Below are 22734 nucleotides of genomic sequence, written 5' to 3'. Positions count from 1 at the left end.
GCGTGGGCCGTGCGGGGGTGGGCGACACCGGGCGCGGATGGAGGCGGGGGCCAGGGCACGCGGGCCGTGCGGGGCAGGCGGCGTGCGCGGTATGGGGCCGGGCGGAGCCGTGCGCGGTGCGGGGCGGGGCCGCGCGGGCCGTACGGAGACAGGTCTTGCGGGCCGTGCGAGGACCGGGGGCGCTGCGCGTGGTGGGGGCGGGGCGGCGCCGCGCGGGAGAGGGGCAAGACGGACGGGCGCGGGCGGCGTGCGCGGAGCGGGGACGCCGTGCGCGGGCGGGGACGTGCGGAGCCGTGCGCGGTACAGGGCCGTGCGGGCCCTATGAAGACAAGGTCGCGCGGGCCGTGCCGGGCCGGGGGGCGCCGCACGTGGTGAGGGCGGGGCAGCGCCGTGCGGGAGAAGGGCTGGACGGGCTGTGCAGGGGCGGGCGGAGCCGTGCGTGGTACTTGGGTCAGGGCGGGGCCGCGCGTTCCGTACAGGGCCGAGCGGCGTGCGCGATACGGGGGCCGGGCGAAGCCGCGCGGGACCGGAGCAGGGCGGGTCGCGCGGACCGTACGGGGCGGGGCCGCGCGGACCGTACGGAGGCGGAGTCGCGCGGGCCGTACGAGGACCGGGCGTCGTGCGTGGTGGGGGCGGGACGGCGCCACGCGGGAGAGGGACGCGGCAGCGTCACACGGAGGCAGAGTCGCGCGGGCGGGCCGCGCGGGACCGAGCTGGACGACGGGACGGGGAGCCGGGCGGCGCGGGTGGTACGGGAACCAATCGGTACGCGAACGGGGCGGGCCGCGCGGGATGAAGCCGCGGCCGCGACGTGAGCGGCGCGGGACGTCGGGAACCGGGAGCGGGACGGTGGGGCCGGAGCGGAGTGGCGGGAGCCGGGTGGCGCAGGCCGTACAAGAGCCGGGCCGGGCCGGGCCGGGAAGCAGCAGGCGCCTTCCCGCGCGGCGGTGCTGGAGGCGCGGTTCGGGCGCGTGCGGCCGTCAGCCGGAAACCGAGGGGCCGGAAGACCCGAGCCGGAAATCTATCGGGCATATCGCCTGCGGTCCTTCCGCCGTGCCCCTCGTCTTGGCTAACGTGCCGGGCGCGGACCCCACCGCCTGCCCGACCGAGAAGGAGCGTGCGGCGTGACGTCGAGCGTGCCCCCCACCACCGAGGCGCCCTCGCGTGCCGCCGCCGCCGGCCGCCGTGTGCCCGCCCGCCGGGCTCCCTCGCACCGCAAGCCGCGCCGCCCGAACCCCGCCCTGGCGCGTACCGGCTTCGGCGTGACGACCGCCGCGCTCACCTCCGTCGTACTGCTCGCCCCGCAGGCGAGCGCGGAGCCCGGCACCGCGCGGCCCTCGGTCGAGGACGTCCAGCGCAAGGTCGACAGCCTCTACCACGAGGCCGGCACCGCCACCCAGAAGTACAACGCCGCCAGGGAGCGCACCGACAAGCAGCGCGCGGAGGCCAACGACCTGATCGACGCCCTCGCCGCCTCCACCGAGGACCTCAACCACTCCCGCGAGGACCTCGCCCGCTACGCCGCCGCCCAGTACCGCGACGCCAGCGGCGGCTTCGCCGGGACCGCCACGATGCTCCTCGCCGACGACCCGCAGAGCTTCTTCGACCAGAAGTACGTCCTCGACCGCCTCGCCGCCGACCAGCACACGAAGGTACGGGAGTTCCGCGACCAGCAGGCCGCCACGGCCCGCAAGCGCACCGAGGCCCAGGAGAGCCTGAACCAGCTCACCACCGCCCAGCAGGACCTGCGCACGAGCAAGAGCGAGGTCCAGGGCAAACTCACCGAGGCCCGCGAGCTCCTCACCCGCCTCACCGCCGAGGAGAAGGCCCGCCTCGCCGAGATCGAGCGCCGCAAGGAGGCGGAGGCGAAGAAGAAGGCGGCCCAGGCGGCGGCCCGGCAGAAGGAGAAGGCCGAGGCGGAACGCGCGGCCGCCGCCGAGGCCGCGAAGAAGGAACAGGCCGCGACGGACACGGGCTCCACGCAAAGCACAGGCTCCACGGACGCGGACCCCGCGCACACGGGTACGAGCAGCGGCGCAGGCTCGGGGACGGGCACCGCCTCCGGCTCGTACGCGACGAAGGCCGCCAAGGCGATCGCCTTCGCCCGCGCCCAGATGGGCAAACCTTACGTGTGGGGCGCCACGGGCCCCGGCTCGTACGACTGCTCGGGACTCACCCAGGCCGCCTGGAAGGCCGCCGGGATCGACCTGCCGCGCACGACCTGGGACCAGGTCGAAGCCGGCACCCGCGTCAGCGTCGACGACGCCGTCCCCGGTGACCTCGTCTTCTTCTACGACGACATCAGCCACGTCGGCCTCTACATCGGCGACGGCGAGATGATCCACGCCCCCAAGCCGGGCGCCTCGGTCCGCGTCGAGTCCATCTACTACATGCCCCTCTACGGCGTCGTTCGCCCGGCCTGACCGAGCCGCCGGGCGGGACCGTACGAGACGGGGCGGAACACGCCCCGGGCGAGCCCCCGGAAACCGGCGCGCCGCCCGGCCTTCCACGGCGCCGCCACCGGCTCAGCGCCAGGTCACCGCGATGAAGATATTGGCCACGGTCAGCGCGCCGACCACCCCGAAGAGCGGCTTCGGAACGCGCGCCTCGTCCCGCTTCACGTACACGAGCGCCAGGATCACGATGAGGAACGCGAGCTTGATCCCGATCTTCGTGTTGTTGAGCGAGTGGTCCTGAGCCTGATCGAGGCCGACGAGCACCGCCCCGGTCACGAGCATCGTGAGCGCGCCGTGCAGCATCGCGGGCGTGAACCGCGCCGTACCGGCGCCCATCGCCTTCATCTGCGTGAGAAACCCGCCCAGCAGCGCACCGATCCCGATGATGTGCAGCCCCACGAAGACATTGATGAGGACGTCCATACCGACGACCCTATGCGCCCCCACCGCAGCCCCCGGCCCGGGGGTCCGGCCCCCTCCCCTCGCCCCGGGAATCAGACCAGGCGGCGGGCGGCGGCCCAGCGGGTCAGCTCGTGGCGGTTGGAGAGCTGGAGCTTGCGGAGCACCGCGCTCACGTGCGACTCGACCGTCTTCACCGAGATGAACAGTTCCTTGGCGATCTCCTTGTACGAGTGGCCGCGCGCGATGAGCCGCAGCACATCGCGCTCGCGTTGCGTGAGCTTGTCCAGTTCCTCGTCCACCGGCGGGACCGTGTTGTTCGAGAAGGCGTCCAGCACGAACCCCGCGAGCCGGGGCGAGAAAACGGCGTCGCCCTCCTTCACCCGGTGGATCGCCGCGACGAGTTCCGTGCCGTTGATCGCCTTGGTGACGTATCCCCGTGAGCCGGCCCGGATGACCCCGATGACGTCCTCGGCGGCGTCCGAGACCGAGAGCGCGAGAAACCTGACCGGTTTCTCGACATCCATGACCAGCTCCGCGCACCGCTGGAGCACCGAGAGTCCCCCGCCACCTGGAAGGTGTACGTCGAGCAGCACCACATCGGGCATCAGCTCCCGCACGCTCCGTACCGCCGCCTCCGCGTCTGCGGCCTCGCCGACCACCGTGACGCCGTGCTCCCCCGGGTGGTCGATCTCCGCCCGCACTCCCGCACGGAACATTCGGTGGTCGTCCACGAGCAGGACACGCACCACCGGCGCGTCCCGCTCCGGCGCCGGGGCCGTCTCCGTCGGTTCATTCATCCCGCAGCCTTTCCATTTCCAGTTCCACCACTGTCCCGCCGCCCGGGGCCGGACGGATCTTCGCCCGTCCTCCGTTGCGCCGCATCCGGCCGATGACCGATTCCCTGACCCCCATGCGGTCGGCCGGCACCGCGTCCGGGTCGAAGCCGGGACCGTGGTCCCGCACGGAGACGAACACCTGCCCCTCGTCCGCCTCCGCGTACACCTGCACCTCACCGCCGCCACCGTACTTGGCGGCGTTGACCATGGCCTCGCGCGCGGCCTGCATCATCGCGGAGAGCGGATCGTCCAGTTCGCTGTCCCCGACGATGACGACCTCCAGCGGCACCCCGTGCTTGTCCTCGACCTCGGCGGCCGCCTTGCGCACGGCGTCGGCGAGCCGCGTCGGCTCCTCTTCCTCCTCCCGTCCGGTGCCCTCCGGGCGCCGCAGCCACTCGCGCAGATCCCGCTCCTGGGCGCGGGCCAGCCGCCGTACCTCCTGTGGTCGTTCGGCGTGCCGCTGGATCAGTGTGAGCGTGTGCAGGACGGAGTCGTGGACGTGCGCCGCGACCTCGGCGCGCTCCTGCGCCCTGATCCGCATGAGGCGTTCCTCGGAGAGGTCCTGCGTCATCCGGATGAGGTAGGGGCCGACGAGGAGGACGAGGCCCACGAGCACGGCGAGGGCCGCCTGGAAGGCCGAACCGAGGTGCTGCGCCGAGCCCTGGAGCACGATGATCACGGAGACGCCCGTACCGACGAGGACGACGCCGGCCGCCGCCCGCAGCACGTTGAGGGTCCGGCGGCGGCTGCCGATCTCGACCCAGCGGGCGCGCCGGGCGTTGTCCGCCTGGCGCCACACGAGCGCGACGCCCGCGCCGACGAGCAGTCCCGGCACGAGGTAGCCGCGTGCCGTCTCCCCGATGTCCGTGCGCGCGGCGAAGGTGAGCGCGACGACCAGCATGAGGAGCAGGGCGACGAGCTGGCCCCGGTCCCGCGCCACGCTCCTGGAGAGCCAGGAGCGCCAGGAGCCCCCGCCGGCCGGGCCGGGTGCGCCGACTCCCCCGGCACCGAGCGGGGCGAAGAACCAGAAGGCGGCGTAGAGGAGAGTGCCGAGCCCGTTGACGAGGAGGAGACCGATGAAGGCCGCGCGCAGCCAGAAGACGGGCAGCCCGAGGTGCCCGGCGAGACCCCGCGCCACTCCCCCCAGCAGGCGGCCCTCACCGCTGCGATAGAGCTTGCGCGGAGGCCGGTCCGGTGCGCTGGGTACCGAGGTGGCTTCCGACATGCTTCGATCCTCACACGGGAGAACGCCCCAGACATCAGGGTTCTCCCCCAGGACAACCCTGAGATTTCCCCGACAGACGGCGGAACTCGGCGTTCCGGCCAAGACCCGCGCATCTCCGTTGACGCGAAGGGGAGTTGAAGGGCGGGCAACCTCCTGGACGAGGGGCGCGGCGAAGGCGCTCGTCTCAGGGGCGTCTCAGGGTTTCTTTCAGGGTGATCCCTGATGCCCGGGAGGGTCCGGAGCCGTCACCATGAACGCATGACAGATTTCCGGACCGGCGCCCCGCCGCCGCCCTCGCCCGCCGAGGCGGGCGGGGCCCCGCCTTTCTGGAGCGGGTTCCGCCGCGACCGCCGGCACAAGGTGCTGGGCGGCGTGTGCGCGGGCCTGGGCCGGCAGTGCGGAGTCGACCCGGTGATCTTCCGGGTCGTGCTCTCGGTCCTGGCGGTCGCGAGCGGCGTCGGTCTCCTCGCGTACGGCGTCGTCTGGCTCGTGGTCCCCTTCGACGGCGAGGAGGAAACCGAAGGACGCCGGATGCTCACCGGGCAGGTCGGCGGACCCGGGCTCGCCGCGCTGCTCTCCGTCCTGGTCGGCTGCGGCGTCCTCCTCTCGACGCTGAACGACGCTGATGTCCTCTTCTTCTCCGCCCTCGTGGTCCTCCTCACGGTGGGCGCGGGGTACTGGTCGTGGCGGCGCGGGAGCGCGGCGGGGCACGACGCCTCCACCGAGCGGGTGACGGCGGACGCTCCGCCGGAGACCCAGGCCCCACCCGTGCGGACGGCACCGGCGTGGTGGCACGACGAGGACCTGACACCCCTTGAATCGGCGCTCGCCGAACGTGCGTACCTGTGGGGCCCGCCCGAGTACGTCCCCGAGGTGCGGGTCTCCCTCTCCAAAGACGGCGTAACGGCGACGGGCGAGCCGGGAACGACGGACGTGGACGGCACCGGACACGGGAAGGGTCCGGGCCCCCGCCCCCCGCAGGAACCGAGCGGCCCGAGTCCCCGCACGCGCCGATACGGGATCGGCGGCTGGACGTTCCTCGCCGCACTCGTCGCGGGCGTCGCGGGTGCGGCGTCCACCTGGGAGGACGAGCCGCTGAGGTCGAGCCTCGTGCTCGGTCTCTCCCTGGCCCTCGCGGTGTTCGGGACGGGTCTCGCGGTCGGCGCCTTCGTGGGCCGGATCGGTGGCGGGACGGTCGTGCTCGCGCTGATCACCAGCGGACTCCTCGCCGCCTCGGCGGCCCTCCCGCGCGACATCGCGGCGGAGTGGGAGACGGCGCGCTGGCAGCCCACCTCCGTGGCCGGAGTGCGCCCCGAGTACCGCCTGGGGACGGGCACCGCCGCGCTCGACCTTCGGGACGTGCCCTTCGGGAAGGACAGCACCGTGCGGACAGATGTCGAGGTGAAGGCGGGCCGGCTCGAAGTGCTCGTCCCGGCGGGGACGGACGTGGAACTGCGCTCCGACATCGGCTTCGGCGGCCTGCGCCTGCCGGACTACGCGAAGGACCGCGTCCACGGTGCCTTCGACGAACAGCGGACGCGGACGCTCCCGGCTCGCCCGGGGGCCCCGCGCGAGGGGAAGCTCGTGCTGCGGACGCGGGTCGAGCTGGGGGAGCTGGTGGTCAACCGTGCGCACTGAGTTCCGCCCCGCCCGGCTCGTCCTGGGCCTCGCGTTCCTCCTCAGCGCCGGGCTCTACCTCGCGGGCCTCGCGGGCGGCGACGGCGTCCCGTGGTGGACGGCGCTGCCAGTGGCGGGCGGCGCGCTGCTCCTCGCGGCCGTGGTGGGCCTGATCGGGTACAGGGTGCGGCGCGCCCGGCGGCGCCGCGCCGCACCGGCGGAGGACCCACCACCGGCGGGGTGAATGAAGGCGGGTCAGCGCATCCAGGTGTTGCCGAAGCCGCCGCGGCGGAAGACGGCCCTGCGCCGTCCGGAGCGGAAGGAGTCGAAGGAGAGGTACGGGGTGCCGGCGAGAAGGAGCGGGAGCCAGGCCATGAGGTAGACGAGGTCGTTGCCGTAGTAGTAGGGCGTGGCCGACCAGCTGACGGTGAGCCAGAGGCAGAGCGAGATCACCGCGCCGCCGAGCGCGGCGACGCGGCCGAAGACACCGAGGAGGGTGCCGAGACCGACGAGGAGTTCCCCGATGGCGAGGGCGTAGCCGAAGCCGGCGGGACTGTGCAGGGCGAGATCCACGAGGGCCGGGACGCCGGCGCTCCCCTTCACGGACCGCATGAGGTCCCCGATCGAACCATTTCCCGAGGAGGAGAGGAAGGCGCTGTCGGTGAGCTTGTCGATACCGGCGTAGACGAAGGTGACACCGAGGAACACCCGCAGCGGCAGCAGCGCGTAGCGCCCGAGCAGCGCGCGAAGGCCGCCGTCCGGCAGGTTGCCCGACCCGCCACCGGGGCCGGACGGGAGGAGGGGGGTACCGGAGGTCATCGGTTCGCCGCCTTTCGGGAGAGCTGGGGACGCGGGACAAGGGAGCGGCGAGCGACGGCACCTCACACCCGGCAGCCCACCGCGCTCGACCCTACGCACCCGCGCGGCACCAGTAACCGGGCGGGGCGCCGGGCGGGCGACGAGGGAGGGGCGGGCGGCGGGGGGACGGCGAGGGAGGGGCGGGCGGCGGGGGGACGGCGAGGACGTGGCGGCGGAGGCGGGACGACAGAGGCGGAACGGCAGAGGCGGGCGCGGCAGAGGCGGGCGCGGCTGTCCGTGTGGTGCCCGGGAACGCGCCAACTCCCACGGCGGTGGCTAGCACGGCGCGGCAAGGCACCGACTCGCACAGGGCGGCGGCCCGCACGGCACCGGCTCGCACGGCGCGGCATCGACTCGTGCCGCACGGCGGCGGCTGGCACAGCGCTGGCGGCTCGCACGGCGGTGCCTCGCACGGACGGGTGAGGCTGGTACGGGCCGGCCGGAGCGTCCTGGCTCGCGCGCGGTGTCGTGGTCGTCCGCGCTGTCGTCGTCGGCCCTGGCCGCCGCACGGACCGTCCCGGGTCGCGCGCCGACCGGCAAGGGCCCGCACGGTTCTGGAACTCGAGGGGGGGACGAGCACGGTTCGCGGGACAAGGCCGACGACCCGGCGGCAGCCGACGGCACCGGACCTCATGGTCAGGAGGCACGCAGTGGGGCGGGATCAGGGAGCCACACCTGCCCAGGGCGGCCCCCGCCGACCTGCGCCCCGGCTGCCTCCAGCGGCTCTCGGGCAACCCGGCGGGTTCCCACCCCAGCGACTCCCGGCCGTCCCGGCAGCTCCCCGTCTCCGGGCCGCCCAGGCCGCCCAGGCCGCCCCGACGCCCCGGCCACCTCCAGCGGCTCCCGGCAGCCCTCGGTCACCCCGGTGGCTGCCCCGCCTCTAGGGGCCACCGGCGGACTCCCTGCGAGCCATCGGAGCCCCCGGCGGGCCACCGCCGACCACCAGGCGGGCCACCGCCGGACTCCCGGCGTGCCACCGCCCGACAGGTCAACCCTCGGTCTGCCCCGATCCCCCCGGCTCCCCCGCCCCCGCCGATCCCCCCAGCTCCCCCGGTCCCCCCGGTTTCTGCGTGGTCAGGTGGAGGCTGGTGGTGCCGTCGAAGGAGGTGACGCGGACCTCCGTCGGAGGTGTGCCGGGGCGGATCAGGATGAGCCAGGGGTCCGTGTCCAGGAGGAAGGTGAGGACTTCCGTCGTGTCCTCGTCCGGGGTGGCGAGGGTCGCGGTCCAGGTGCCGGGGCTCGTCGTCGCGCACAGGTGCACGGGGAAGGTCGCGGCGTTCGTGCTGGTGTTGGCCCGCCACTCCAGGAGGGCGTGGTCTGTGTCGGCGTTCACGCGACTGAGCGTAACTCCCTTATGGGCGTGAGGGGTTCGGTGTGGTCCGAATCGCCGACGTACGCGATAACTTGACCTGCGCCACGGGAGTGGTTCCGGTTACCGCGTGTGCGCGGCCCGTTGTCGCGGGGGCAGGCCGCGTCAGTCCACGAGGTCCATGCCCGCTTCGTTGCTCTCCACGCCGGCCGCCGTGACGACCTGGACGGTGACGCGGCCCGGTTCGGCCTCGGCGGGGATGGGGACGGTGAGGAGGGTGTCGCTCGGGTTGGTGAAGCCGCCGGGGACCGGGATGAGCGGGACGTGCACCTGGACCTGGCCGATGCGGACGGCCATGCGGACGAGGGCCTGCGGGGTCTCGGCGCCCGGGGGGAGAAAGCCGGTACCGCGGATCTCGATGTCGTCGCCGGTACGGATGGGGGCGTCCAGGTCGCCGGCCTCGCGGGTGCGGACGACGGAGTGGATGACGGGGCCGCCGCCCCCGGTGGCCTTGCCCGCCAGGTAGGTGGCGGCGGAGACGAGGGCGAGGACGGCGAACGCCCAGGGCAGATCCGGGAGTTGCTCGGGGCGGCGGGCGAGCCGGACGGCGCAGAAGACGAGCGCGGCGGCGTGCACGAGCACGTACTGGCTGTCGGTGAAGCTGCCGTGCCCGGAGTCGTCGGTGAGGAGGTCGGCGGCGCGCGGCCGGTCGGCGCGCACCTTCTGGAGGCGCCGCCCCCGCACCCGTACGCCCACCGTGTGGTGCACGAGGACGGCGACCGCGCAGCTCGCCGCCAGGACGGTCAGCAGGCCGACGCCGCGGCCGAGTTCGAGGCCGTCGAGGAGTTCGGCGCGGCGGGCGTGGCCGGAGGCGCCGGCGAGTTCACCGGCGAGGACGAGGACCGCGTACACGCAGAAGACGATCCAGCAGGCGGCGACGGCGCGCGAGGTGGACAGGCGCTGGTCCTCGCCGACGACGGGCGCGAGGACGCCGCCGCGCGCGCGGTGGAAGTGGGCCGCGAGGGCGAGGAGCGCGGCGAGGAGGAAGGCGGCGACGAGACCGGCGCTGCGGGCGGTGGTCCAGCCGGCGCCGAGGGCGGTGAGGCCCTGCACGAGGAGGAGGACGAGGAGGATCGCGCCGAGGACGACGAGGGTCGCGGGGCGCAGGCGATGGAGCCAGGAGAGGCGTTCGGCGCGGCCTCGTTCGGCGACGAGGCGCGCGGACTCGGCGAGTTCGTCGGAGACCCACTGGCGGCTCGCGCCCGCGGAGTGCGCGACGGCGGCCGGGAGGCCCTTGCCGTCGGCGAGTTCCTCGCGCCGCCGGACGAAGGCGGCGATCGCGCGTTGGTGCCCGTTGCGAGCGCCCGAAGGGCAGTCCGCGCAGGTGCAGCCGCCCTCGTGCGGCTCCCGGCTCGTGTCCTGCTGTACCGCCACCGGCCCGTCCCCGTCCCTGCTCGCGAGCCCTCGCCGGTACGCGGCCACGGGGCCCCGGGGTCCCGCCGACTGGCGGGTGCGCCGAACTCTGCTGTGATGTACGGGAATTGTGCCTTACGTGAGACTCCCGCGCCCGCCCGGGGCGGCAGCGGGGCCCGTCACCCGGCGCATTCGGAGCCCCCCCCCGCGTCACCCGAACACCACCCAAGAGGCACGTTTCCTCCCCAACTTCTGCGGCGCACCGCGCATCTGAGAGTACGTACGACGCATTCGGTACGCGGGAAACCGCCTCGCTCCTGGAGGAACCCATGCCCGTCCGGCTCCCTTTCGCGCTGCGCTGCGCCTCCGTCGCCGCGCTGCTCACGGCCCCGCTGGTCCTCGCTCCCGCCGCCGGGGCGGCACCCCGGCCGGATTCCGCGCTTCCGGGGGACATCGTTGTCGCGGCGCCGGGCGGTGACTACGTGAGCGTGCTGGCGAAAGGGGACCCGGAACGGCACCGCGAGCTGCCGGGCTCGCGGCCCGTCGTACGGGACCTGGACGGCGACGGCCGCAAGGATCTCGCCGTGCAGCGGGACAGCGAGGACGGCGGCGGCACGGTCGTGTACTAGTACTCCAGCAGCGGTTCGTGTCCTGAGCTGCGTTTTTGGTAGTGGCAGCGGCGGGCGGTGGCTTGGTGGTGTCTTCTCCAGGCTGACCACTTCAGTGCGTGGGTGACTGGGTCGGGGTGGGGTCGGGGGCGGGGAAGGAGAGTGTCCAGGAGGCGTCTGATTTCTGCCACGGTGAGCGGGGCGAGAGAGGTTCGTTTCCAAAGCCCCCTTTTTCGGGCTCGTCGGCGGCTTGGGCTGCGAGTGAGGTCAGGACGGCGTGGGCGAGCACGGCCAGGGTGATGTGCCGGTACCAGCCGACGTAGCGGCGGACCTCGTACTCGTCCAGGCCGCACTCGTTCTTCGCCGCCTGGAAGCATTCCTCGATCGCCCAGCGTGTGCCGGCCGCCCGCACCAGGTCGGCGACAGTGGTGCTCGTGGGCGCGTAGGCGAAGTAGTAGGCGGTCTCCTCGGGCCGTGCCACGCTGCGCCGGGCCAGCACCCATCGGTGGTGGGCTGACTCGTCGCCGTCGAAGAGGGCGATCGACGGCAGTCTCGCGCTCGCCCAGTCGTAGACCCTGGGGCCCTTGGCCCCGTTGCCGCAGGACAGCCGCTGCCAGGCATCCTGGGGCGCCTGGGCGATGAGCTCGTCGATCCGCCAGAACCCCGTCAAGCTCTTGACCTGCTGAGACTTCGGAACAGCGACGACGTAACCGACATCGAGTTCCTCCAGCAGGCGGCGGAACTTCCAGTCCTGCCCATAGGCCTCGTCCGCCGTCACCCACCGCGCCGGCAGACCGGCGGCCAGCGTCCGGGTAACCATCGCCCTCGCGAGTTCACCCTTGGTCGCGAACTCCCGCTCGTCGGGAACCTTCGCCGCCCGGCAGCGTTCCCGATCCCCTGTCCACGCCTTCGGGAGATACAGCTCCCGGTCGACCAGGGCACGTCCGCGAGACGTGGCGTAGGCGGCGAAGACCCCGACCTGACAATTGTCGATCTTGCCCGAGGTGCCGGTGTACTGCCTGCCCACACCCGCCGACGTGATCCCCTTCTTGATGAAACCGGTGTCATCGATGATCAGGACCCCGTCATCACCGAGCACCTCGGCCACATACTCGCGGACATCGTCCCGCACCGCGTCCGCATCCCAGACGCTGGAGTTCAGCAGCCGCTGGAACCCGTCAGGACTACGGTGCCCCGCCCACTCCGCGAGCTGCCAGCCGTTCTTACGCGCCACACGAGCCAGCAGACCCCGAACGTAATCCCGCATCCGCCACCGCAGATCCGCCCGAGCAAACCGACCCGCGACCCGAGCGAACGCAGCCTCCAACTCCGCGGACCATACAGCTACTTCACCCAGCTCCCTCATACCAGGAGAACGACAAAGACCAGCTCAGGACACGAACCGCTGCTGGAGTACTAACGAGTTGGTGCGTGATAGCGGGTGAGGTGTCGTGCCACGTGGATGGCATGATCCCGCTGTGGCGATCATGGTCAATCGGGCGGTGCTGGCGCATCGACTGTTCACGGGGCTCTCCCGGCGTCATCTTGCGTGCTTGGTCGAAGAGTTGGCCGAGCCGTGGCAGGCCGGGGTCGAGGGTCGCCGCCATGCTGTGCGAGGCGGGGCCCGCAAGCGGGCCGAAGGCGCCGGCGCCCGCCATCAGCTGGTGTTCGTCGACCGGTTGGTGGCCACACTCATCCACCTGCGGCACGACCTGCCGCACTCGGTGCTGGGGCTGCTGTCAGGTGTCGACCGATCCACGGTCACCCGGGCGATCGGAGAGGTGCGCACGCTCTTGGCGGAGCGGGGGTGCGCGGTTCCCGACCGTCCCGGCCTGCGGCTTCGGACTCTGGCGGATGTGTTTGCCTACGCGCAGGCCGAAGGTGTCGAGCTGTGTCTGGACGCCACCGAGATCCGGGTCCGCCGGCCACCGGCCGGCCGCGGCGGCCGGCGCGCATTCGTCTCGGGCAAGAAGAAGCAGAACACGATGAAGGCCACCGTGATCGCCGGCTGGCGGGGCCGCACGTTATGGACCGATGCCCTACGACCTGGGCGTATGCACGACGCCACCGCCGCCCGCGACGAAGGCATCGCCATCTGCTTCCAGCACTTCCCCGACGTCGAGGTCCTGTTGGACGACGGCTACCTGGGGCTGAGCCGCGACCATCGCGGGCAGGCGATCACGCCGCCGAGAAAACCCCGGCCGGGAGCACTGCCCGACAGAGTCGAACAACGGGGACGCGACCGCCACGGCCACTCGTCCGACCGCATCACCGTCGAACACGCCCTCGCTGATCACAAACGCTGGAAGCAACTGACCCGCTGGACACATCGCCGCGACCGCCTGCCCGACACCTACCGCGCCATCGCCGGCCTCGTCTCCGACCGCAACACCAGCATCTGAAAACGGCCGTGAGCAGGGCAAACACACCTCACCCCCTATCACGCACCAACTCGTAACGAACTGGTGCGTGATTGCGGTTGAGGCGTGTTTGCCTGATCAGGGGCGTGGTTACGCGTTGGCGGTTCGGTCGGAGACGAGGCCGGCGATGGCCCGGTAGGTGTCGGGCAGGGCCTCTCGCCGGTGCGTCCAGCGGGTCAGCTGTTTCCAGCGTTTGTGGTCGGCAAGCGCGTGCTCGACGGTGATGCGCTTCGATGAGTGTCGGTGCCGGGCCTCTTCTCTGGCGGCGTGCACGTGCGGCAAAGCGATCTTGTTTGGTTTTCTGGGCGGTGTGATCGCCTGGCCGGGGTGATCACGCCGGAGACCGAGGTAGCCGTCGTCCAGAAGCACTTCCACGTCCGGGAAGTGCTGGAAACAGGTTCCGATACCTTCGTTGCGTGTGGCGGTCGCATCGTGCATCCGGCCTGGCCGCAGGGCGTCGGTCCAGAGAGTGCGGCCCTGATGGTCGGCAACGACAGTGGCCTTCGGGCCCTGACCCTGGAGTTTGGACACCGGAGAGACTTGGATCTTGATGGTCCAGGAGAACGGAGTCCCTGTGGGGATGAAGCATTACCCCGCCGAGTTCAAGGCGGACGCGGTCGCGTTGTACCGGTCGCGTCCGGGAGCGACGATCAAGTCGGTCGCCGCCGATCTCGGAGTGAACACCGAGACGCTGCGGAACTGGATCCGGGCCGCCGACGGACGCCGCGCCGGTGCCCATTCCGCCCCCGCAACGGCACCGCAGCCTGCCGGTGACCCGGTTCAGGCGGAGCTGGCCGCCGCGCGCAAGAGGATCCGCGAGCTGGAGGAAGAACGCGACATCCTCCGCAAGGCGGCCCGGTATTTCGCGACGGAGACGCGCTGGTGAACCGCTGCCAGTTCGTTGAGGATCACCAGCGCCGATACGGCGTGAAGCGGCTCTGCGACATTCTCGGGATCGCCCGCTCGAGTTTCTATTACTGGCGTCGCACCGCCCCGGCTCGCATGGCCCGTCAGGCCGCTGACGACCGGCTCGCGGCCCGGATACGCAAGGCCCACAAGGAGTCCGACGGCACCTACGGAGTCCCGAGGATCACTGCCGAGCTCCGCGACGAGGGCGGCCAGGCGGTCAACCACAAGCGCGTTGCCAGGATCATGCGGACCATCGGCCTCGAAGGGGTCCGTCTGCGGCGCCGGCACCGCACCACCATCGCCGACCCGGCCACCGCGAAGGCCCCGGACCTGATCGGCCGCGACTTCACCGCGAAGGAGATCAACACCAAGTACGTCGGTGACATCACCTACTTGAGCGTCGGCGGCGGACGGTTCTGCTATCTCGCGACAGTGATCGACCTGTGCTCGCGCCGCCTGGCAGGCTGGGCGATCGCCGACCACATGCGCACCGAGCTCGTCATCGACGCCCTCGCCGCCGCGGAACGGACCCGCGGCAGTCTGAACGGGGCGATCATGCACACCGATCACGGAGCCCAGTACACCAGCGGGGCCTTCGCGGACGCCTGCCGCCGGGCCGGTGTCCTGCAGAGCATGAGCGCCGTCGGGTCCAGCGCGGACAACGCCGCCGCCGAATCGTTCAACGCCAGCTTTAAAAGGGAGACGTTGAAGGGCCGAAAGGGCTGGTCAAGCGAGCGCGAGGCACGACTCGACGCCTTCCACTGGCTGTCCCGCTACAACACCCGACGCCGTCATTCCCGGCTCGGCCAGCGAGCCCCGATCACCTACGAGATCACCGTCCACCCAACCTCAACTACCCTGGCCCGAGCCGCATAGACGTGTTCAAACTCCAGGGTCAAGGCCCGAACTGGACTTCGACCACGGGACGGTACAGGTGCTGTACGGGTCCGAGACGGGGCCGGGCAAGCCCGCGAGCACCATCACGCAGAACACGAAGGGCGTGCCCGGTGTCAACGAGGACGGTGACGCGTTCGGCGCCTCGCTCTCCGTCGGGGACGTCGACGGGGACGGCTGCGCGGACGTCGCGGTGGGCGTTCCCGGCGAGGGACTGGAGCGGGGCGGGAAGAACCTGGACGACGTGGGGGCCGTCGTGCTGCTGAAGGGCTCGTGGAAGGGCCTCACCGGGGAGGGTGCCACGGCGGTCGATCAGGACACGGCGGGCGTGCCGGGGGTCGCGGAGGCCGGGGACGAGTTCGGCCAGGCCGTCTCCCTGCGGGACATCGGCGCGGACGGGCGGACCTCGCTCGTCGCCGGGGCGCCCGGCGAGGACACGGACGCGGCCGACACGGGCGCCGTGTGGATGCTGCCGCAGGGGAAGCCGGGCGGGGCCCGGGCGGTGAACCCGGGAGACCTGGGGCGTACCGGGAACGAGGACGCACGGTTCGGAGCGGGCTTCGGGCGATAGCGGCAGCGGCAGCGGCAGCGGCGGAGACACCCGCACCGGCAGCGGCCAACCGCGCCCGTACCCAGCACCCCGGGCACCCGGCACCCGCCACCCCCACGCGCCGCGCCGCGCCGCGCCCGCTCGCGGAACGCCGCGGGGGCCGGGTTCCCGCCGGTGCCGATACGTCGGCTCGGGCCGGGAATAACGGCCCCCGCGGTTCCTCAGCGGAGTCTCACTCCCACTCGATCGTCCCCGGCGGCTTGCTCGTGACGTCGAGGACGACGCGGTTGACGTCGGCGACCTCGTTGGTGATGCGGGTCGAGATGCGTTCGAGGGTCTCGTAGGGGAGGCGGGACCAGTCGGCGGTCATCGCGTCCTCGGAGGAGACCGGGCGCAGCACGATCGGGTGACCGTACGTACGGCCGTCGCCCTGGACGCCGACGCTGCGGACGTCCGCGAGGAGCACGACCGGGCACTGCCAGATCTGCCGGTCCAGACCGGCCGCCGTCAGTTCCTCGCGCGCGATCGCGTCCGCCTCGCGGAGCAGGTCGAGGCGCTCGCGCGTGACCTCGCCGACGATGCGGATGCCGAGCCCGGGGCCCGGGAAGGGCTGGCGCTGGACGATCTCGTCGGGCAGGCCGAGTTCCTGGCCGACCGCGCGGACCTCGTCCTTGAAGAGCTTGCGGAGCGGCTCGATGAGCTCGAACTCCAGGTCCTCGGGGAGACCGCCCACGTTGTGGTGGGACTTGATGTTCGCCGTGCCCGTACCGCCGCCGGACTCGACCACGTCCGGGTACAGCGTGCCCTGCACGAGGAAGGCGACGTCGGCGCCGTCCGCCGCGTTCTCCGCGACGATCTCGGCCTGCGCCTGCTCGAAGACGCGGATGAACTCGCGGCCGATGATCTTCCGCTTCTGCTCCGGGTCGCTCACCCCGGCGAGGGCGTCGAGGAAGCGCTCGGCGGCGTCGACGACCTTGAGCTGCACGCCCGTCGCCGCGACGAAGTCCTTCTCGACCTGCTCGGTCTCGCCCTTGCGCATGAGGCCGTGATCGACGTACACGCAGGTCAGCTGCGAGCCGATCGCCCGCTGCACGAGCGCGGCTGCGACGGCCGAGTCCACGCCGCCGGACAGGCCGCAGATCGCGCGCTTCGTGCCGACGCGGGCGCGGATCTCCTCGACCTGCTCCTCGATGACGTTGCCGGTCGTCCAGTCCGGCTCGATGCCCGCGCCGCGGTACAGGAAGTGCTCCAGGACCTGCTGGCCGTGCGTGGAGTGCAGCACCTCGGGGTGGTACTGGACGCCGTAGAGCTTCTTCGCGTCGTTCTCGAAGGCGGCGACGGGGACGACCGAGGTGGAGGCCGTCACGTCGAACCCGGCGGGCGCGGCGGAGCAGGCGTCGCCGTGCGACATCCAGACCTGCTGCTCCTCGGGAGTGCCCTCGAAGAGCGTCGAGGCGGGCTTGCTGACGTTCAGCTCCGTGCGGCCGTACTCGCGCGCGCCGGAGTTGTCGACCGTGCCGCCGAGCGCCGTGGCCATGAGCTGGAAGCCGTAGCACATGCCGAAGACCGGGACACCGGCCTCGAACAGCGAGGCGTCCAGCGAGGGCGCGCCCTCGGCGTAGACGGAGGAGGGGCCGCCGGACAGGATGATCGCGGCCGGGTTCTTGGCGAGCATCTCGGCGACGGGCATGTCGCTCGGGACGATCTCGCTGAAGACCCGGGCCTCGCGGACCCTGCGGGCGATGAGCTGGGCGTACTGCGCGCCGAAGTCGACGACCAGAACGGTGTCGGGAGCGGCGTCTGACGCGGGGGACACGGGCACTGCGGCGGCCTTCCGGCGGGGATGCGGGATCGGGGCAAGGCGCCTGCGCACGGGGTACGGGTCCCGGGCGGCGCCCGGGGCGGGCCTGTCGGGTGCCACCCGGACGGCACGGTGCCTCGCGCTCAGTCTAACGGGGGACGGATGTCACCCATTCCGCCGCAGATCAGGCGGCCGGCGACCCCCGCGCCCCGCAGGCCGGGAAGGAGGGGGATACTGGCTCCGTGATCACGCACCACGACGTCCTCTTTACCTATGGCACCCGGTCCGCCGGCTGCCATGGTCGTGCTGCTTGAGCACAGCGACGTAACCAGGCGCCCCGGGCCGACAAGGCCCGGGGCGTTCTGCGTTGCCGGACCTGGTCGCCCCGGGGCCCTTCACCCGACCGACCCCGACCAGACGACAGGGACGAACCGTCCCCACCACCGAGGGGCCCACCCGCCCCGGCACCGAAGGAGCCACCTGCCATGACCAGCCTTCCCGAGACGACGACCGGCACCGCCGGCTCCCCGGCCGCCCCCGCGCCCGGAGCGGCGTCCGCCCCCGGCACCCCGCAGGGCTGGGCGCGCAAGCCGTCCACCGCGCCGACCGGGTCCATCCCCGCGCACGAGAAGATGATCACCGACGCGCGGGAGCGGATCGACACGATCGACGACCGCATCATCGGGCTCATCCAGGAGCGCTCCGCCGTCTCCGCCGTCGTGCAGAAGGCGCGCGTGGAGGCGGGCGGGCGGCGGGTGAACCTGTCGCGCGAGATGGAGGTCCTGAGCCACTACCGCGACGCGCTGGGCAAGCAGGGCACCGCGCTCGCGATGACGCTGCTCGAACTGAGCCGGGGACGGGTCTGAGGCGCCCGGCACGCGCGACGGGGACGGGCGCGCGGCACCCGGCCGGGCGCGGGCGGAACCGTCCGGGGGACGCCTGCCCGGCGGCGCCGGGGTGCGAACTGGCGAACTGCCCGTCCCCGGCGCGTGACCACTCGGCCGTGAGCGTCGTTGTCCCGTTGACCGCATCGGCCAGGTGCGGGACCGCAACACCACGCGTGGCTTCGCTGGAGCGATGAGACGGACGCCTTGTGCGGTACGTCGTGGGACCTCGCTTCAGCACGGTGACCGGACGGCAGGGGACAGCCTGTCCGGTCACGCGGCGGCCGGTTCCGGGGACGCCCGGTACCGGTCGCACCCAGCGGGGCCCGGCCCCTCCCGCGAGGGGGGCCGTCGAGGTCTCGTACGTCCCGGTGGGTACCGTCCCGTGCCGACAGCGCATACTTGGGTACCGGATGCCCCGTGCGGGCCTCCGGACAATTCCAGACCAGCGACGCCCCCCCTCGGCGCCGCTCCCCCGGTGCCGCCACCGCCCTGGCGGCACCGCAGGCGAAGACCCCGTGGCAACCCGCCCGCCGCGGGGTCTTCCGCTGCCCGCACGCGGACCGGACGTGACGAGTGCGCCGGGGTGAACCGGCGCCGGGCCCCGCGCGTGGCGCATCTCACGGCCCGGCGGTGATCTTCACCACACCCCTGGTTCCGCGTTCCGCGCAGTGCCCTCGGCACGCCCCGTCGCCTCTTCGCGCGCGGTGGCCCGGTCGCCCTCCGGCGCCGCCTCCCGTGTCCCTGGGGCCGCCGCGCCCTCGCGCACCTTCGGCATTCCCTGGAAGGGCAGGCGCAGGGCCGCGAAGGCGTGCGCCGGGACGGCGGGCGCGCGCGGCGGGACGGGGGCGAGGCGCGCGTAGGGCGTTCCCTGGGCGGGGCGCGGGTCGGTCTCGCCCTTGTTGGGCCACAGGGACATCGCGCGTTCGGCCTGCGCGGTGATCGTGAGGGACGGGTTGACGCCGAGGTTGGCGGAGACCGCGGAGCCGTCCACGACGGAGATGCCCGGGTGCCCGTAGAGGCGGTGGTAGGGGTCGATGACGCCGTGGCCGGGGTCGGCGCCGATGGGGCAGCCGCCGAGGAAGTGGGCGGTCAGCGGGGTGCCCATGAGTTCGCCGACGTTGCTGCCCGCGAAGCCGTTGATGTCGCGGGCGAGGAGCGAGGCAGTCTCGGTCGCCGCCCGGATCTGCGTCGGGTTGGGCGCCCCGTGGCCCTGGCGCGCGGTGAGCAGCCCCTTGCCGGGGCCGCGCGGACGGCGGTACGTCGTCAGGGAGTTGTCGAGCGACTGCATGACGAGGCCGATGATGGTGCGCTCGGACCAGCGTCGGTTGGAGAGCGAACGGCCGCTCCGCACCGGGTGCTTGACCGCGTTGAGGAGCCAGCCGAGAGCGCGGGGCAGCTTCTCGGCGTAGGGCACCTGGAGGATCGTGAGGCCGCCCATGGCGTTCGACCCGCGTCCGTACCGCACCGGTTCGACATGGGTGTTGGCGTCCGGGTGGATGGACGAGGTGATCGCGACACCGCGCGTGAAGTCGGGCTCGGCGCCGTGGGCGGCGCGGTAGCGGCGCGGGGTGGTCTGGGCGCCGACGAGGGCTTCGGAGTTGGTGCGGGTCAGGGTGCCGAGCCGGGCCGAGGTGCGGGGCAGGAGCCCGCTGTCGCGCATCCGGTGCAGGAGCGTCTGGGTGCCGTACGTACCGGCGGCGAGGACGACGTGGCGGGCGGTGTAGACGCGGTGGGCGCCCTTGCGGGGCTTGTCCGTGGGCAGCGTGCCGACCGCGAAGCCGCCGCGCGAGTCCTCGGTGAGGGTGCGGACGGTGGTGAGCGGATGGATCACGGCGCCGTTCCGCTCGGCGAGGTGCAGGTAGTTCTCGTTGAGCGTGTTCTTCGCGCCGTGCCGGCAGCCGGTCATGCACTCACCGCACTCGGTGCAGGCGCGCCGCGCGGGACCCGCGCCACCGAAGTACGGGTCGGGCACCTCCGCGCCCGGCTCGGCCCGCCGGCTCCCGTCGCCGTCCTCACCGTCACCGAAGTAGACGCCGACCGGGGCGAGATGGAAGGAGTCCCCGGCACCCATCGCCTCGGCGGCGTTCTTGAGGTGCACGTCGGAGGGCGTGACCGTCGGGTTGAGGCGCACGCCGAGCATCCGCTGGGCCTGCGCGTAGTACGGCTCCAGCTCGCCCGCCCAGTCGGTGATCTCCTTCCACTGGGGGTCCTCGAAGAAGGCGCGCGGCGGCACGTAGAGGGTGTTGGCGTAGTTCAGGGAGCCGCCGCCGACGCCGGCGCCCGCGAGGACCATGACGTTGCCCAGCAGGTGGATGCGCTGGATGCCGAAGAGGCCGAGCGCGGGGGCCCAGAGGTAGTTCTTCACATCCCAGGAGGTGCGGGGCAGTTCGTGACGGGCGAAGCGACGGCCGGCCTCCAGGACGCCCACCCGGTAGCCCTTCTCGGTGAGCCGGAGCGCACTGACGGCGCCGCCGAAGCCGGAACCGATGACGAGGACGTCGTAGTCGTAGTCGTACCCGCCGGACTCGGCATCCTCATCGGGGAGTTGCGCGGGCCGGGACGCGGCCTCGGCACCGGGCGGCGGGGCAGGGCCGTCGTGCGGCGCCTCGCGGGCGTCCGGTGTCGTGGCATGGCTGCCGTGTGGCGCGTCGTGGCGGTGAGGTGTCGTGGCATGGCTGTCGCCTGGCGCCTCGTGGCCGTCCGGTGTCGTGGCATGGCTGTCCCGTGGCATGGGCCCTCCTCGTCGAAAGCCGCTGGTGCGTGGGTGGTCGGGCTGGGCGGCGGGTGCGTGGGTGGTCGGGCCGGACGGCGGGGCGCGTCCGGGGTCAGCGCAGCCGCAGCGCCTTCATCACCTTGAGGCTGCGGCTCATGAAGGCCGCGTAGGCGGCGTCGTCCATGCCGAGGGACGGGCCCATGGGCAACAGGCGCTGCTGGGCGATGGTTTGGGGCTCGGTGTACTTGAGCAGCCCTTCGGAGCCGTGCCGGCGGCCGACACCGGACTCCTTCATGCCGCCCATCGGGGCGCGCACGCTCCCGTAGGCGGGCGCGTAGCCCTCGTTGACGTTGACGGTTCCCGCGCGCAGCCGTGCGGCGACGGCGAGGGCGCGCTTGGCGTCCTTCGTCCAGACGCTCGCGTTGAGCCCGTAGGACGTGGAGTTGGCGCGCGCGATCGCCTCGTCCTCGTCGGTGAAGCGGTAGAGCGAGACGACGGGCCCGAAGGTCTCGTCGGCGCACACCGCCATGCCGGGCCCGACGTCCGTGAGCACGGTCGGTTCGTAGAAGTACGGGCCGAGGTCGGGGCGGGCGACGCCGCCCGCGAGGACGCGGGCGCCCTTCGCCACGGCCTCGTCCACGTGCGCGGTGACGGCTTCGAGCTGGCGGGGCCCGGCCAGGGAGCCCATGTCGGCCCCGTAGGAGAGCGACGTGCCGAGGCGCATGGCCTTGACGCGCGCCACGAACCGCTCCGTGAACGCCTCGGCGACCGACTCGTGCACGTACAGGCGCTCGATGGAGATGCAGAGCTGACCGGCGGAGGCGAAGCAGGCGCGGACCGCTCCGGCCGCCGCCTTCTCGACGTCGGCGTCGTGCAGGACCAGCATCGGGTTCTTGCCGCCGAGTTCGAGCGAGAAGCCGACGAGCCGGCCCGCCGCGCTGCGGGCGACCTCGCGGCCCGTGCGCGTGGAGCCGGTGAAGGAGACGTAGTCACCGCGCGAGACGACCTCGGGGCCGACGGCCGGTCCCTCGCCCAGCACGATCTGGAAGGCGTCGGCGGGCAGCCCGGCCTCGATGAGGAGTTCACGCGCCCACAGGGCGCTCAGCGCGGTCTCCGTATCGGGCTTCATGACGACGGCGTTGCCCGCGACGAAGGCGGGCAGCGCGTCGCCGACCGAGAGCTCGAAGGGGTAGTTCCAGGGGGCGATCTGGCCCACGACCCCGCGCGGCACGCGGTGTTCGGTGACGCGGGTGAGGGTCGGCACGGCGCCGAGGTGGTGCTTCGGCCTGAGGTAGGCGGGGGCCTTGAGGCCGTAGTGGCGGGCGGCCATCGCGACGGCGAGCACTTCCTCGTGCGCGTGCAGCCGGGCCTTGCCGGTCTCCAGCTGGACGAGGTCGAGGATCTCGGCCTGGCGCTGGAGGACGAGATCGTGGAAGCGGAGCAGGACGGCGGCCCGCTTGCGGACCGGCGTCGCCGCCCACGCGCCCTGCGCGGCGCGGGCGCGCGCGAAGGCGGCCTCGACGTCCTCGGGGCTGGCCTCGGGCAGCTCGGCGAGCACCCCGCCGCCGAACGGCGTGTGGTTGGCGGTACGTCCCGAGCCGCCGACCCCCTTGAGGAGCCGCGCGAGCACCTCGGGCGTGACCACGTCGGCCGCCGTGCGGACGCCCTCCGGTACGGGGGCCTGGGGGTTCGCGCCGGTGCTCTGCGGCGCGGGGCCGGCGGGGGCCGCCGAGGCGTGGGTGTCCGTCATGGGCGTGAGCGTACGACTTCGCGCGGGTCTTGGGTACCCGCCGGTAACACTTTCCACCCGGCTTCCACGATTCTGCCAGTGCGTGG

General features: G+C 72.8%; 18 protein-coding genes and 1 pseudogene. 8 read left to right on the top strand and 11 right to left on the bottom strand.

Annotated features, from left to right (window positions below):
• Window positions 1–1124: 1124 nt before the first annotated feature.
• The gene (locus tag SSBG_RS18340) at window positions 1125–2423 is read left to right on the top strand and encodes an NlpC/P60 family protein (RefSeq protein ID WP_037870091.1); all 1299 of its coding nucleotides are present in this window, start codon (window positions 1125–1127) and stop codon (window positions 2421–2423) included.
• 102 nt (window positions 2424–2525) lie between these two features.
• Here SSBG_RS18340 and SSBG_RS18335 read toward each other — a convergent pair whose 3' ends face one another.
• The 3 genes from SSBG_RS18335 to SSBG_RS18325 all read right to left on the bottom strand — a co-directional run bounded on the left by SSBG_RS18335 (window position 2526) and on the right by SSBG_RS18325 (window position 4919).
• The gene (locus SSBG_RS18335; protein ID WP_037870089.1) at window positions 2526–2879 is read right to left on the bottom strand and encodes a membrane protein; all 354 of its coding nucleotides are present in this window, start codon (window positions 2877–2879) and stop codon (window positions 2526–2528) included.
• A 71-nt stretch (window positions 2880–2950) separates the two neighbouring features.
• Complete coding sequence (locus SSBG_RS18330) at window positions 2951–3655, bottom strand: LuxR C-terminal-related transcriptional regulator (protein WP_008747557.1); 705 nt, start codon at window positions 3653–3655, stop codon at window positions 2951–2953.
• Complete coding sequence (locus SSBG_RS18325; RefSeq protein ID WP_008747556.1) at window positions 3648–4919, bottom strand: ATP-binding protein; 1272 nt, start codon at window positions 4917–4919, stop codon at window positions 3648–3650. Before SSBG_RS18325 ends, SSBG_RS18330 begins: the two co-directional genes overlap by 8 nt.
• Window positions 4920–5177: 258 nt before the next feature.
• Between SSBG_RS18325 and SSBG_RS18320 the strand changes: the two genes are divergently transcribed.
• Together SSBG_RS18320 and SSBG_RS18315 are read left to right on the top strand one after the other, a co-directional pair.
• Window positions 5178–6557, top strand: a complete 1380-nt coding sequence (locus SSBG_RS18320) for a PspC domain-containing protein (RefSeq protein WP_008747555.1) — start codon at window positions 5178–5180, stop codon at window positions 6555–6557.
• Window positions 6547–6780, top strand: a complete 234-nt coding sequence (locus SSBG_RS18315) for a hypothetical protein (protein WP_008747554.1) — start codon at window positions 6547–6549, stop codon at window positions 6778–6780. Before SSBG_RS18320 ends, SSBG_RS18315 begins: the two co-directional genes overlap by 11 nt.
• An 11-nt stretch (window positions 6781–6791) precedes the next feature.
• Here the strand turns inward: SSBG_RS18315 and SSBG_RS18310 are convergent, their stop codons facing one another.
• From SSBG_RS18310 to SSBG_RS18300, 3 genes are all read right to left on the bottom strand, one after another.
• A complete protein-coding gene (locus SSBG_RS18310) occupies window positions 6792–7355 on the bottom strand; it encodes a DoxX family membrane protein (RefSeq protein ID WP_037870087.1) in 564 nt (187 codons plus the stop codon).
• A 1027-nt stretch (window positions 7356–8382) separates the two neighbouring features.
• Window positions 8383–8727 carry a hypothetical protein gene (locus tag SSBG_RS18305; protein ID WP_008747552.1) on the bottom strand — a complete coding sequence of 115 codons (345 nt, stop codon included), beginning with the start codon at window positions 8725–8727 and terminating at the stop codon, window positions 8383–8385.
• A 141-nt stretch (window positions 8728–8868) separates the two neighbouring features.
• Window positions 8869–10137 (bottom strand): hypothetical protein, encoded by a 1269-nt coding sequence (locus tag SSBG_RS18300; RefSeq protein WP_008747551.1) that lies wholly within the window; start codon window positions 10135–10137, stop codon window positions 8869–8871.
• A gap of 308 nt (window positions 10138–10445) precedes the next feature.
• Between SSBG_RS18300 and SSBG_RS32765 the strand changes: the two genes are divergently transcribed.
• Window positions 10446–10745: an FG-GAP repeat domain-containing protein gene (locus SSBG_RS32765; protein ID WP_008747550.1), complete on the top strand. Its 300-nt coding sequence runs from the start codon at window positions 10446–10448 to the stop codon at window positions 10743–10745.
• A gap of 91 nt (window positions 10746–10836) precedes the next feature.
• Here the strand turns inward: SSBG_RS32765 and SSBG_RS18290 are convergent, their stop codons facing one another.
• Complete coding sequence (locus SSBG_RS18290) at window positions 10837–12090, bottom strand: IS701 family transposase (RefSeq protein WP_037870086.1); 1254 nt, start codon at window positions 12088–12090, stop codon at window positions 10837–10839.
• A 121-nt stretch (window positions 12091–12211) separates the two neighbouring features.
• Between SSBG_RS18290 and SSBG_RS18285 the strand changes: the two genes are divergently transcribed.
• On the top strand, window positions 12212–13126 hold the full coding sequence (locus tag SSBG_RS18285) for a transposase family protein (protein WP_008747548.1): 915 nt from the start codon (window positions 12212–12214) through the stop codon (window positions 13124–13126).
• A 108-nt stretch (window positions 13127–13234) separates the two neighbouring features.
• Here SSBG_RS18285 and SSBG_RS18280 read toward each other — a convergent pair.
• Window positions 13235–13648: pseudogene (locus tag SSBG_RS18280) on the bottom strand (transposase family protein); the annotation flags it as partial.
• 70 nt (window positions 13649–13718) lie between these two features.
• On the opposite strand from SSBG_RS18280, the gene SSBG_RS18270 reads away from it, so the two are divergent.
• Both SSBG_RS18270 and SSBG_RS18265 read left to right on the top strand, forming a co-directional pair.
• A protein-coding gene (locus SSBG_RS18270; protein WP_086023026.1) for an IS3 family transposase occupies window positions 13719–14929 on the top strand; the annotation gives its coding sequence in 2 pieces (ribosomal slippage) (window positions 13719–14010 and window positions 14010–14929; 1212 coding nt in all).
• Between the two features lie 58 nt (window positions 14930–14987).
• Window positions 14988–15518 (top strand): hypothetical protein, encoded by a 531-nt coding sequence (locus SSBG_RS18265; RefSeq protein WP_324603567.1) that lies wholly within the window; start codon window positions 14988–14990, stop codon window positions 15516–15518.
• A 211-nt stretch (window positions 15519–15729) separates the two neighbouring features.
• Here SSBG_RS18265 and guaA read toward each other — a convergent pair whose 3' ends face one another.
• Entirely contained in the window at window positions 15730–17313 is a 1584-nt protein-coding gene (gene guaA / locus SSBG_RS18260; protein ID WP_008747546.1) for a glutamine-hydrolyzing GMP synthase, read from the bottom strand.
• A 470-nt stretch (window positions 17314–17783) separates the two neighbouring features.
• Here guaA and SSBG_RS18255 point away from each other — a divergent pair, with 470 nt between their 5' ends.
• Window positions 17784–18164: a chorismate mutase gene (locus SSBG_RS18255; RefSeq protein ID WP_037870085.1), complete on the top strand. Its 381-nt coding sequence runs from the start codon at window positions 17784–17786 to the stop codon at window positions 18162–18164.
• Window positions 18165–18822: 658 nt separating this feature from the next.
• Here the strand turns inward: SSBG_RS18255 and SSBG_RS18250 are convergent.
• Window positions 18823–20916: a GMC family oxidoreductase N-terminal domain-containing protein gene (locus SSBG_RS18250; protein WP_008747544.1), complete on the bottom strand. Its 2094-nt coding sequence runs from the start codon at window positions 20914–20916 to the stop codon at window positions 18823–18825.
• Between the two features lie 94 nt (window positions 20917–21010).
• Window positions 21011–22648 carry a succinic semialdehyde dehydrogenase gene (locus SSBG_RS18245; protein ID WP_008747543.1) on the bottom strand — a complete coding sequence of 546 codons (1638 nt, stop codon included), beginning with the start codon at window positions 22646–22648 and terminating at the stop codon, window positions 21011–21013.
• Between the last annotated feature and the right edge of the window lie 86 nt (window positions 22649–22734).

Source organism: Streptomyces sp. SPB074, assembly GCF_000154905.1.
Taxonomy (GTDB): domain Bacteria; phylum Actinomycetota; class Actinomycetes; order Streptomycetales; family Streptomycetaceae; genus Streptomyces.
Note: the sequence above shows the minus strand (reverse complement) of the source record. Positions and strands in the feature narration are given on the sequence as shown.

Bases quoted from the DNA above. Each gene is read 5' to 3' on its own strand.
- SSBG_RS18335 (WP_037870089.1), bottom strand. From the start codon at position 2,879: ATGGACGTCCTCATCAATGTCTTCGTGGGGCTGCACATCATCGGGATC.
- SSBG_RS18330 (WP_008747557.1), bottom strand. From the start codon at position 3,655: ATGAATGAACCGACGGAGACGGCCCCGGCGCCGGAGCGGGACGCGCCG.
- SSBG_RS18325 (WP_008747556.1), bottom strand. From the start codon at position 4,919: ATGTCGGAAGCCACCTCGGTACCCAGCGCACCGGACCGGCCTCCGCGC.
- SSBG_RS18320 (WP_008747555.1), top strand. From the start codon at position 5,178: ATGACAGATTTCCGGACCGGCGCCCCGCCGCCGCCCTCGCCCGCCGAG.
- SSBG_RS18310 (WP_037870087.1), bottom strand. From the start codon at position 7,355: ATGACCTCCGGTACCCCCCTCCTCCCGTCCGGCCCCGGTGGCGGGTCG.
- SSBG_RS32765 (WP_008747550.1), top strand. From the start codon at position 10,446: ATGCCCGTCCGGCTCCCTTTCGCGCTGCGCTGCGCCTCCGTCGCCGCG.
- SSBG_RS18290 (WP_037870086.1), bottom strand. From the start codon at position 12,090: ATGAGGGAGCTGGGTGAAGTAGCTGTATGGTCCGCGGAGTTGGAGGCT.
- SSBG_RS18285 (WP_008747548.1), top strand. From the start codon at position 12,212: ATGGTCAATCGGGCGGTGCTGGCGCATCGACTGTTCACGGGGCTCTCC.
- SSBG_RS18255 (WP_037870085.1), top strand. From the start codon at position 17,784: ATGACCAGCCTTCCCGAGACGACGACCGGCACCGCCGGCTCCCCGGCC.
- SSBG_RS18250 (WP_008747544.1), bottom strand. From the start codon at position 20,916: ATGCCACGGGACAGCCATGCCACGACACCGGACGGCCACGAGGCGCCA.
- SSBG_RS18245 (WP_008747543.1), bottom strand. From the start codon at position 22,648: ATGACGGACACCCACGCCTCGGCGGCCCCCGCCGGCCCCGCGCCGCAG.